The following is a 10,634-nucleotide window of genomic DNA, read 5'->3' as shown; positions in this document are numbered from 1 at the left end:
TGAAACGAAACAGCGCCGATGATAGTGTAGCATTTGCTATGTGAAAGTAGGTCATCGCCAGGCTCCAAATTGAGAAAGCCCGATTCAAAAGAGTCGGGCTTTTTTACGTTTACAGGAAAGTGAAATAGTAAGCGAGTTAGCGAGTTAGCGAGTTGCACAGTGTTAGCCTATACATCGTAGCGTGAATTGAGTATCTGATACTCACGGATAAATAAAGCCACGGACGATGAGATGTAGCATTTGTTATGTGAAAGTAGGTCATCCTACTGCGTAGCGCACCATGGCTCCCAATAAGAGAAACCCGTTACAGCAATGTAACGGGTTTTTTGTTGTCTGGAATAAAGTAAGCTGTCAGCTGTCAGCCGCACAGTGTCAACCTGGATACCGCAGCGTGGGTTGAGGGCTCCCACGGATTAAAGAACGCCACGAACTCCTCAGAGCGCAACATACACCTTTAAAACGGCTTGCCTCTTTCACTCTCCCATACTTTAATCTTGAAAAACTCGAAACTCGAAACTCGAAACTCGAAACTCGAAACTCGAAACTCGAAACTCGAAACTCGAAACTCGAAACTCGAAACTCGAAACTCGAAACTCGAAACTCGAAACTCGAAACTCGAAACTCGAAACTCGAAACTCGAAACTCGAAACTCGAAACTCGAAACTCGAAACTCGAAACTCGAAACTCGAAACTCGAAACTCGAAACTCGAAACTCGAAACTCGAAACTCGAAACTCGAAACTCGAAACTCGAAACTCGAAACTCGAAACTCGAAACTCGAAACTCGAAACTCGAAACTCGAAACTCGAAACTCGAAACTCGAAACTCGAAACTCGAAACTCGAAACTCGAAACTCGAAACTCGAAACTCGAAACTCGAAACTCGAAACTCGAAACTCGAAACTCGAAACTCGAAACTCGAAACTCGAAACTCGAAACTCGAAACTCGAAACTCGAAACTCGAAACTCGAAACTCGAAACTCGAAACTCGAAACTCGAAACTCGAAACTCGAAACTCGAAACTCGAAACTCGAAACTCGAAACTCGAAACTCGAAACTCGAAACTCGAAACTCGAAACTCGAAACTCGAAACTCGAAACTCGAAACTCGAAACTCGAAACTCGAAACTCGAAACTTATTATAACACTTGCGTTTATTGCTCTACTTATGCGATAAATCACCTTATTTATAGTATAAATAAGTGAGCTTAGGTGGCACGGAAAAAGACAACAAAATCAAAAGGCTCTTCGGGGCTTAATCGTAAAAACAGTGAAAGTTTTATTGCAAAGTTTAGTAGTCACCCTGATACTCAACGGTGTGATTCTGGTTTAATGTATAAGGTAATTGATGAAGTGTCTGCAGAGCAGGTAACTGATTCAGATACTGTGGTAATTAATCAGCGTATTATGTTAGCAGATGGTAGTGTTATAGCTGACAGCTATAAAGCGGGTATGCCGGAAGTGTTTGCATTAGCTGAGGCTATTGAAGGATTACGAGAAGGTATCCTATTGATGACTGTTGGTTCTCGCTATGAGTTTGTTATTCCTCCTGAACTGGCATGGGGTCGCAAAGGTAATGGCGGTAAAATAGGTGCTAATGCGGTATTGCATTTTGATGTGCGTTTAATACGTTTAGCTTAAGCGGTGCTTTATATCAATCAACTTAAATATTTAACCATTCTAGCGAGCTAAATAAAGCGCTAACTGCGTATAAATGACTGCATGGATGCAGGAGGTAGAGCAATGCAGAAGCAATTGCCGAGAACAACTACATGTCAAAATTTATGCCTTGTTATCACGCCATTTATCTGTCGCTATAAATGGTCAGTAACTTGATATGATTGGTATTACTTAATAATTCAAAGCTCGATTCATTATTTTTACTAAGGATGTTATGACACCATTTTCTAGTCGTGTTTATTTATTACGTCATGGAGAACTTGTTGAGCAAGGTGTTTTGGCCGGACATACCGATTTTGCATTAAGCAAAAATGGTGTCGAACAGTTAAACTCTGCCGTTGCCGGAATTACGGGTATAGAACGCATTATTAGTTCTACGCTAATACGTTGCAGCGTATTTGCAACTGAGCTTGCTAATCGCCAACAAATCCCCCTAGTGTTAACGGATCAAATCCGAGAGTATAACTTTGGCGAGTGGGATGGTTGTAAATATGAATTTTTATGGCAACAAACACATAGTCCGAGTATTGGTGATTTTTGGCAAGAACCATGGCATGTTACTCCGCCCGGTGGCGAGCGCATGGCTGAATTTTATGAACGGATTGCGACATGGTGGCACACTCTACTAATTGATATTGCAAAAACCAACACTCAAGCGCAGTTGGTGATCACTCATGCAGGAGTGATCAAACAGCTGCTCGCGATAATTTGCCAGTTACCTAAACAATCTCAGCAACAAAATATTTTCTCCATCGGCTATGGTAAGCATGTGTGCATTGAGGTTTTTATTGATGAAAGTGGTCATGCATGGCCTAGAATTATTTTTTAAATACGATTACTAGCCGTCTAGAAAGATATTCATTGAAATATTTATTCACCTGCCCATAATAGAGCCTTATGTATTTTGGAATGGGGTGAAAGTCCTCAACTGTACCCGCAACTGTAAGTCACCTGGGTGATAAGTCAGATACAAAATACGTTAATTTGAATCAACGAGCGGGTTAACTCTTCTATTTTCACCATAAATGTTATGGGTTGTAGTGCTGTGGGTTTGCTATCGCCAGAGAGAACAACACATTGCATACACCTGACGCAGCGCCACCTCCTTTACTTAAAGTTACCAACTTATCTTGGTCTGTAGCCAGTACTACTATTTTGCAAAGTATCGATTTTTCGATAAAAGCAGGGCAGTTCATCGGTTTGTTAGGCCCCAATGGTGCAGGTAAATCAAGCTTACTGCGTTGTTTATACCGTTATAGCAAGCCAGGCAGTGGCGAGGTTGCCTTTGCCGGACAGAACATCTGGCAGTTAAGTGCGGATGAGTATGCTAAACAGGTAGCCGTTGTACTGCAGGAAACACCTTCGCAATTTAACTTATCTCTTTATGATGTTGTAAGCCTTGGGCTTACCCCCCACAAAAGCTTATTTAGTTCTACCACAACAACGGATAAAGAACTAATTTTACAGGCGATTGAACAAGTTGGCTTGAGCCATCATTGTCAGCAATCGTTTGATTCTCTTTCGGGTGGCGAAAAGCAACGGGCATTAATTGCGCGCTCTATTGTACAAGGCCCCAAATTACTCATTATGGATGAGCCTACTAGTCATTTAGATATTAAATATCAAATTCAACTAATGGAATTGGCTAAGTCGCTTAATGTGACCGTTTTAGCATCGTTTCATGACCTGAATCTCGCTGCGAGTATGTGTGATGAATTGTTGGTTCTCAAAAAAGGCCGATTAGTTGCATCAGGCACACCAGAGCAAGTGATCACTGAAAAAATGCTCAGCGATGTATTTGGCGTGTGCGCTGAGGTATCCCTGCATCCTCAAAGCGAGCAATTAGACAAGGTGATTCCGCATATTACCTACTTTTATGGTTATCAGACGGGAGTGACTAATGGCAAATAATCACTCTCTAGCTGTTGTCACTGCATTAATATTGGCAGTTGTCAGTATTTTTATTGCATTGAGCTTTGGTGCTGCCCCCAGTAAGTTCATTGATGTGTACCATAGTCTTATAGGGCAAGGGCATGACTCCTTTATTGAAAGAATCATCTGGCAATTACGGATGCCGCGTACCTTATTGGCTTTTTTAGCAGGTTCTGGTTTAGCGATTGCTGGGTTAATTTTACAAACAGTGACGCGTAACCCGTTGGCCGATCCTTATTTATTTGGTATTTCATCGGGCGCGTCATTTGGCGTGGTGTGCTTTATTACCATCACTGGTGTAAGTGCTGGAATCAGCATGTCTGCGGCAGCGTTTGTTGGCAGTTTGGTTACGATGTTATTACTGGTTTTTATTGCTGGGCGGGCAGGTCGTGGGCAAGTTGAAACCATGTTATTAGCAGGGGTGGCGCTCTCATTTTTATTTAGCGCATTTACTAGTTTATTGTTGTACTTTAGCGATCCACAGGCGATCACCGCTATTTTATTTTGGACGTTAGGCAGCTTTGCTCGTGCTCATTGGGAAACACTCTGGTTACCTGCTTTAGTTATTTTAAGTTGTACAGCGATAATGATAGGTTTTCGCCGTCAGCTCAATGCAATGTTATTAGGTGATGAAAGTGCTGTAACGCTAGGTATCCCGGTGCAACGTTTTCGACTATTAATGTTGATACTTAGCTCTTTGATCACTGCTGTATTAGTCGCCATGTGTGGCGGCATAGGTTTTGTTGGTTTGATGATCCCGCATATTGTGCGCTTTTTTATTTCCCAAGGCACACCCAGTGGCTTAATGATGACCGCACTGGTTGGTGGCACATTTATGGTATGGGTTGATGTGTTGTCGCGTATTCTACTTGCCAATCAAGAGTTACCTATTGGCGTGATCACCTCTGCAATTGGTAGTGTGTTCTTTTTATCGTTACTTTATTTTCGCAAGCGAGAGAGCTAACCGATGTTTAATATACCCACAATGACGAACCAGTTTAGCCATATAATCGCTGATAAAATAAATCAAAAAACCAAACCATTAGGCGCACTTGGACTGCTTGAGCAATGTGCTATGCAACTGGTTACAGTGTTTAGCCAAAATGTGGCTGAGGAACACGCGTTTAAAGCATTCACGCCTAGTATCAGCAAGCCTACTTTATTGGTTTTTGCAGGGGATCATGGTGTGGCAGCGCAAGGCGTGTCGATAGCACCCAGTGATGTTACCTCTCAAATGGTTGCTAACTTTGTCAGCGGTGGTGCAGCCATCAATGTATTTTGCCAACAGCTTGGCTGGCAGCTTGAAGTAGTTGATTGTGGCACTTTGCATCCAGTCACAGCAGCGAGTGTGCACAATTGTCGTTTAGGTAGCATCACCAAGCCATTAAATACTGAAATGGCGATGAGCACCTCACAAGTGCAGCAAGGCTTTAATAATGCTAAGCAACTTATCCAGCAGCTGTATCTTAACGGTTGTAATACTGTTGCATTTGGAGAAATGGGTATAGGCAACACCACCAGTGCTGCAGCAATTATGGCGGCAATACTAAAGTTACCCGCGCAGCAGTGTGTAGGTAAAGGCACTGGGGTGAGCGATGATATTGTAAAGCGCAAAATAACGGTAGTAGAGCAGGCGCTAGCATTACATAAATCACACCTTGCTGATCCGATGACTTTACTTGCTGCGTTAGGCGGGTTTGAAATTGTGCATATAACAGGTGCAATGCTTAGTGCTGCTGAGAAAGGCATGGTTGTCGTTGTTGATGGCTTTATTTGTAGCGCCGCAGCTATGGTTGCTATCGCGATTAACCCCGAAGTTAAAGAGTATTTAATATTTGCGCATTGTTCAAATGAGCAAGGGCATCAGCTTATGTTAGAGGCTCTAAATGTTAAGCCACTGCTACAACTCGATTTACGTTTGGGAGAGGGCACCGGCGCGGCGCTAAGTCTCCCGTTACTGCAAGCTGCACTGGGTTTTTATAATCAAATGGCGAGTTTTGCTGATGCTGGTGTAGAGCAGGTTGTTAGTTAATGCAAAATAACTCAGTGTACAATAACGTTACGCAATGGCAGTTACTATTATTAGCAATCAGCTTTTTAACTCGCATACCTGTTAAATTACGCTTTGATGTTAGTACTGCGCATTTAAACCAAGCAAGTCGTTATTTTGCTTTCGTTGGTTTGTTACTCGGTGGATTATTAGCGCTTAGTTATGGTGTTTTCCAGCTGCTGTTTCCGCCATCAATTAGCATCCTATTAATGATGGCAATAGGGCTGCTGTTAACCGGAGCTTTTCACGAAGATGGTTGGGCTGACGTTTGGGATGGCTTTGGTGGCGGTTGGCAGGTAGAACAAAAACTTGCCATTATGAAAGACAGCCGTCTTGGCACATACGGGGCGGCGGCATTATTTATCATACTGCTAATTAAATTTCAGAGCCTACTCTTTCTTAGTGAATCATTATCAAGTGTGCTGAGTGCAATTTTACTCGGACAATGTTTAAGCCGTATGGTGGCAACGAGTCTAATTATGAGCATGGATTACGTCAGTGAAGATGCCACCTCAAAAGTAAAACCGCTGGCGATGCATTTATCGGTTACAAGTTTAACTATTTTACTGTTAACCGCCGCCGCTTTACTGGCTGGTTTAATTTTACTTGGTATTATTTCATGGCAATCAGCGCTAATTATCAGTGCTGTTTTATTGCTTTTAAGATTGATTTTAATAAGTTGGTTCAAACGCCAGTTAGGTGGCTACACCGGCGACTGCCTCGGTGCGGCACAACAGCTAAGTGAAATTGCAATTTATTTAACTTTAGTGAGTCTATTATGAACGTTAATCACACGCTTATTTTAGGCGGTGCGCGCAGCGGTAAAAGCCGTTTTGCAGAGCAGCTTGCACAACAAACTAATAAGCCTGTTATTTACCTTGCAACAGGGCAAGCTCATGATAAAGAAATGCAAGCGCGTATTAAGCATCACCAGCAACAGCGCCCTACAGATTGGCAATTAATAGAAGAACCCATTGCCTTAGCAGCAACACTGCAAGCACATAGCAGCAAAGATAACTGCATCTTAGTTGATTGTTTAACCTTGTGGCTAAGTAACTGTTTATGTCATAGCAATAGCTGCTGGAGTGAACAAAAAACGGCACTGCTAAATACCCTTGATAACTTACCTGGGCAAGTCATTTTTGTCAGTAATGAAGTGGGTCATGGCATTGTGCCGCTTGGCGAGCTTAGTCGTCAATTTGTGGATGAATCTGGCTGGTTGCACCAAGCGATTGCAGTAAAAGCTGCGTGTGTTGAATTTATAATGGCAGGTCTTGCCTTAACACTTAAAGGGCAATCACAATGAAAACATTGATGGTGCAGGGCACAACATCAGACGCCGGTAAAAGTACCTTAGTGGCGGCACTGTGTCGGGTATTTGTCGAGCAAGGCATTAAAGTTGCGCCATTCAAACCGCAAAATATGGCTTTAAATAGCGCGGTAACCGAAGATGGCGGTGAGATAGGTCGTGCGCAGGCATTACAAGCTATTGCCGCTAAAGTTGCGCCACGAGTTGATTTTAACCCTATTTTACTCAAACCAAACAGTGATACTGGCGCACAAGTGATCATTCACGGCAAAGCGATTAGCAATATGGAAGCACAGGCGTACCACGATTATAAAAAAGTCGCGATGGATGCGGTGCTCACCTCGCAACAACGCTTAAGCGAAGAGTTTGAGCTGCTAGTGGTTGAAGGGGCGGGTAGCCCTGCTGAAATCAATCTACGTGCTGGTGATATTGCTAATATGGGATACGCCGAAGCGGTTGATTGCCCTGTTATCATCATTGCTGATATCGACAAGGGCGGCGTATTTGCGCACTTAGTTGGTACTTTGGCACTGTTAAGCGAGTCTGAACAAGCGAGAGTAAAGGGATTTGTAATTAATCGTTTTCGCGGTGATATTGCATTACTACAAAGTGGCCTCGATTGGCTTGAAGAATACACAGGGAAGCCTGTGTTAGGTGTATTACCATATTTACATGATCTTGCCTTAGATGCCGAAGATGCGGTTGCGATTGATAACCAAGTAACCCAAGCTAAAGTAAAAATAGCAGTACTGCTGCTACCACATATTAGTAATCATACTGATTTTGATGCGCTGCGATTAAATCCGCAGATTGATATTGACTATGTTCGCCATACCCAAGCAATCCCGAATGTTGATCTGATTATTATTCCGGGCAGTAAAAATGTGATCAGCGATTTGGCCTTTTTAAAAAATGAAGGCTGGGGGGAGCAAATTAAGCGCCATTTACGCTACGGTGGTAAATTGCTCGGTATTTGCGGCGGTTTGCAAATGTTGGGCTCTGATATTTTTGATCCTGACGAAGTTGAATCCAAGCAAACTCATTGTAAAGGTTTAGGCTTTGCAGATTTTGTGACTCATCTTGGGCAGCAAAAAGTACTTACCCAAGCACAAGGGATGATCATTTTACAAGGACAGCAGGCTAAAGTGACAGGCTATGAAATTCATGCTGGTAGTAGTCAAGGCCCGGCACTCGATAAGCCTTTTTTAAAATTTACGCAGCATCCACATAATGTTGTGCAAGACGGTTTTATATCAGTCGATAATTGTATAGCAGGTACTTACTTACACGGCTTGTTTGATAACCGCGAAGCCACGCAATTAATACTTGATTGGGTATTACCCAATAGTGGTATTACGCAATTAATAGACATCGATACACATCGCGAGCAGCAACTAACACGCTTAGCAAATATGTGTAAAAAATATTTAGATTTAGAAAAAATCACAGAAATTTACCAAGATTGGGAAGGAAGTAATCTATGAGCGACACAAGTAACGATAAACACCAGCAACGCCAACAAAAAGTAAAAGATAAGGTAGATGAACGCATTGCTGCAGCGCAGACAGAGCAAGGCGTTTTTCAGGTGATCACCGGTAACGGTAAAGGAAAATCCACCTCAGGGTTTGGCACAGTAACGCGTTGTGTCGGTCATGGTATGAAAGCCGCTGTATGTCAGTTTATAAAAGGCACTTGGCCTTGTGGCGAGCGCAACTTACTGCAAGGTGCAGGGGTTGAGTTTGCTATTATGAATACCGGATTTACTTGGGAGACGCAAAATAAAGAGTCAGATACCGCAGCGGCGCAAGCAACGTGGCAAGAAGCTAAACGTATGCTGGCTGATGAATCAATAAACTTAGTATTACTTGATGAGATCACCTATATGATCACCTATGGCTATATTGATTTAGATGAAGCGCTTGAAGTGATAGCTAATCGTCCGCCAATGCAGTCTGTGATTGTGACAGGTCGTGGCGCGCATCGTAAGTTAACTGATTTAGCCGATACCGTCAGTGAAGTACGCAATGTTAAGCATGCGTTTGACGCAGGCGTTAAAGCGCAAATAGGCTTTGATTACTAATGGTTAGGTTAGCCTTTTTTTTATTAGTTATCTTACACAGCTTTAGCGTTATTGCAGCTACGAGCAAACAGCAGTTAAGAATTATCGCGCTTGCTCCCCATATTGTTGAAAACCTCTATACCATAGGTGCGGGCGAGCAAATAGTTGGCACAGTTGAATATGCAGACTTTCCAGCAGCAGCTAACGATATCCCCCGCATTGGTGGCCATCAAGGGATTCAGCTAGAAAAGCTATTAGCGCTTAAGCCCGATTTAGTCTTAGCTTGGAAAACAGGCAGTAAAGCAGAAGACTTAGCGCGTATTGAGCGCTTTGGAATTGACGTTGCTTACAGCGATGCCAGCGAAGTCGATAAAGTGCCAAATGAGTTGCGCCGCTTAGGAATGCTGACTGGGAGAGAGCAAGCTGCCGAGCAAGCTGCAATTGAATTTGCAGATAAAATTGCTGCTATCAGAGCTGAATACCAACATAAAACAGAGGTAGCAGTATTTTATCAATTATGGCCTGAGCCAATGATGACGGTGGGTAAAAATACTTGGATCAATCAGCTAATCGATATTTGCCAAGGGCGCAATGTATTTGCAAACAGCCGTACTGACTACCCGCAGATCAGCATTGAAAATGTTGTGGTGGCAAAGCCTGAAGTGATTATATTACCCGACGAAAAGTCACAGCAGCAACAAGCTGTGATTGATTGGTCGCAATGGCCTGAGGTGCCCGCAGTGAAGTATAAGCAGTTTATTAGTGTAAATGCTGATTTATTACACCGTTTTACAACACGGATGATTGATGGCCTTGATGATATGTGTATTAAAATAGATGATTCACGCGCAATAATTAAGGAGCCATAATGAGTGATTGGCAAGACTTTTTAACAACCGAATGTGCAAAACCTTATATGCAACAGACGCTTGATACGGTAGCACAAAAGCGCAGCGAAGGCATCGCGGTATATCCGCCTCAATCACAGGTATTTAGCGCTTTTGATGCAACACCGCTGAGTGAAATAAAAGTCGTGATCTTAGGACAAGATCCATATCACGGCGAAGGGCAAGCGCATGGTTTGTGTTTCTCTGTGTTGCCTGAAGTCAGTAAACTGCCGCCGTCATTAAAAAATATTTATAAAGAGCTGGCGGCTGATATTCTAGGTTTCAGCATTCCAACACATGGTTATTTACAACGTTGGGCAGAGCAGGGGGTGTTTTTACTCAATACCGTATTAACGGTTGAACAAGGCCAAGCTCATTCGCATAAGCATTTGGGGTGGGAGCAGTTTACTGATCAAGTGATTGCCCATATTAACCAACACTGCGAGGGTGTGGTGTTTATTTTATGGGGTGCTCATGCGCAAAAAAAAGGGAAGGGCATTGATAGCAACCGTCATCATGTTTTAAATGGCCCACATCCTTCGCCGTTGTCTGCCCATCGTGGCTTTTTTGGTTGTCAGCATTTTTCTACAACCAATCAGTTATTAACCCAGCAAGGTAAAACCGCGATCGATTGGCAAGTTTAAGAATTGTAGGCGCGGGTTTACCCCGCGCAAATATAAAATTCAGTCGCGATGTAAAATCGCTGCTACACAAGTCTTA

At 42.9% G+C, this 10,634-nt stretch carries 11 protein-coding genes and 1 riboswitch; all 11 genes read left to right on the top strand.

The genetic code is table 11. The annotated features are described in order from the left end of the window. Positions 1 to 1,209: 1,209 nt before the first annotated feature. The 11 genes from PHAL_RS0118420 to ung all read left to right on the top strand — a co-directional run bounded on the left by PHAL_RS0118420 (position 1,210) and on the right by ung (position 10,558). Positions 1,210 to 1,638, top strand: a complete 429-nt coding sequence (locus PHAL_RS0118420; RefSeq protein ID WP_016709909.1) for an FKBP-type peptidyl-prolyl cis-trans isomerase — start codon at positions 1,210 to 1,212, stop codon at positions 1,636 to 1,638. Positions 1,639 to 1,891: 253 nt separating this feature from the next. Next, the gene (locus PHAL_RS0118415) at positions 1,892 to 2,506 is read left to right on the top strand and encodes a histidine phosphatase family protein (protein WP_016709908.1); all 615 of its coding nucleotides are present in this window, start codon (positions 1,892 to 1,894) and stop codon (positions 2,504 to 2,506) included. A gap of 39 nt (positions 2,507 to 2,545) precedes the next feature. After that, positions 2,546 to 2,670, top strand: a riboswitch (cobalamin riboswitch). Between the two features lie 84 nt (positions 2,671 to 2,754). After that, positions 2,755 to 3,588, top strand: a complete 834-nt coding sequence (locus PHAL_RS0118410; RefSeq protein ID WP_016709907.1) for an ABC transporter ATP-binding protein — start codon at positions 2,755 to 2,757, stop codon at positions 3,586 to 3,588. Continuing rightward, on the top strand, positions 3,578 to 4,573 hold the full coding sequence (locus PHAL_RS0118405; RefSeq protein ID WP_016709906.1) for a FecCD family ABC transporter permease: 996 nt from the start codon (positions 3,578 to 3,580) through the stop codon (positions 4,571 to 4,573). Before PHAL_RS0118410 ends, PHAL_RS0118405 begins: the two co-directional genes overlap by 11 nt. Before the next feature lie 3 nt (positions 4,574 to 4,576). After that, entirely contained in the window at positions 4,577 to 5,641 is a 1,065-nt protein-coding gene (cobT, locus tag PHAL_RS0118400; protein ID WP_016709905.1) for a nicotinate-nucleotide--dimethylbenzimidazole phosphoribosyltransferase, read from the top strand. Then, complete coding sequence (locus PHAL_RS0118395; RefSeq protein WP_016709904.1) at positions 5,641 to 6,441, top strand: adenosylcobinamide-GDP ribazoletransferase; 801 nt, start codon at positions 5,641 to 5,643, stop codon at positions 6,439 to 6,441. Before cobT ends, PHAL_RS0118395 begins: the two co-directional genes overlap by 1 nt. Further along, complete coding sequence (cobU, locus tag PHAL_RS0118390) at positions 6,438 to 6,965, top strand: bifunctional adenosylcobinamide kinase/adenosylcobinamide-phosphate guanylyltransferase (RefSeq protein WP_016709903.1); 528 nt, start codon at positions 6,438 to 6,440, stop codon at positions 6,963 to 6,965. The genes PHAL_RS0118395 and cobU overlap by 4 nt, the downstream gene beginning before the upstream one ends. Beyond that, positions 6,962 to 8,452, top strand: a complete 1,491-nt coding sequence (locus tag PHAL_RS0118385; RefSeq protein ID WP_016709902.1) for a cobyric acid synthase — start codon at positions 6,962 to 6,964, stop codon at positions 8,450 to 8,452. Before cobU ends, PHAL_RS0118385 begins: the two co-directional genes overlap by 4 nt. Continuing rightward, complete coding sequence (gene cobO / locus PHAL_RS0118380; protein ID WP_016709901.1) at positions 8,449 to 9,048, top strand: cob(I)yrinic acid a,c-diamide adenosyltransferase; 600 nt, start codon at positions 8,449 to 8,451, stop codon at positions 9,046 to 9,048. Before PHAL_RS0118385 ends, cobO begins: the two co-directional genes overlap by 4 nt. After that, positions 9,048 to 9,896: a cobalamin-binding protein gene (locus PHAL_RS0118375; protein ID WP_016709900.1), complete on the top strand. Its 849-nt coding sequence runs from the start codon at positions 9,048 to 9,050 to the stop codon at positions 9,894 to 9,896. Before cobO ends, PHAL_RS0118375 begins: the two co-directional genes overlap by 1 nt. Next, positions 9,896 to 10,558, top strand: a complete 663-nt coding sequence (ung, locus tag PHAL_RS0118370; protein WP_016709899.1) for a uracil-DNA glycosylase — start codon at positions 9,896 to 9,898, stop codon at positions 10,556 to 10,558. Before PHAL_RS0118375 ends, ung begins: the two co-directional genes overlap by 1 nt. The last annotated feature ends 76 nt before the right edge of the window (positions 10,559 to 10,634 follow it).

The sequence above is a fragment of the Pseudoalteromonas haloplanktis ATCC 14393 genome (assembly GCF_000238355.1).
Lineage (GTDB): Bacteria > Pseudomonadota > Gammaproteobacteria > Enterobacterales > Alteromonadaceae > Pseudoalteromonas > Pseudoalteromonas haloplanktis.
This window is presented reverse-complemented; position numbering and strand designations above follow the sequence as displayed.

Bases quoted from the DNA above. Each gene is read 5' to 3' on its own strand.
- cobO (WP_016709901.1), top strand. From the start codon at position 8,449: ATGAGCGACACAAGTAACGATAAACACCAGCAACGCCAACAAAAAGTA.
- PHAL_RS0118395 (WP_016709904.1), top strand. From the start codon at position 5,641: ATGCAAAATAACTCAGTGTACAATAACGTTACGCAATGGCAGTTACTA.
- PHAL_RS0118375 (WP_016709900.1), top strand. From the start codon at position 9,048: ATGGTTAGGTTAGCCTTTTTTTTATTAGTTATCTTACACAGCTTTAGC.
- ung (WP_016709899.1), top strand. From the start codon at position 9,896: ATGAGTGATTGGCAAGACTTTTTAACAACCGAATGTGCAAAACCTTAT.
- PHAL_RS0118405 (WP_016709906.1), top strand. From the start codon at position 3,578: ATGGCAAATAATCACTCTCTAGCTGTTGTCACTGCATTAATATTGGCA.
- PHAL_RS0118415 (WP_016709908.1), top strand. From the start codon at position 1,892: ATGACACCATTTTCTAGTCGTGTTTATTTATTACGTCATGGAGAACTT.
- cobT (WP_016709905.1), top strand. From the start codon at position 4,577: ATGTTTAATATACCCACAATGACGAACCAGTTTAGCCATATAATCGCT.
- cobU (WP_016709903.1), top strand. From the start codon at position 6,438: ATGAACGTTAATCACACGCTTATTTTAGGCGGTGCGCGCAGCGGTAAA.
- PHAL_RS0118385 (WP_016709902.1), top strand. From the start codon at position 6,962: ATGAAAACATTGATGGTGCAGGGCACAACATCAGACGCCGGTAAAAGT.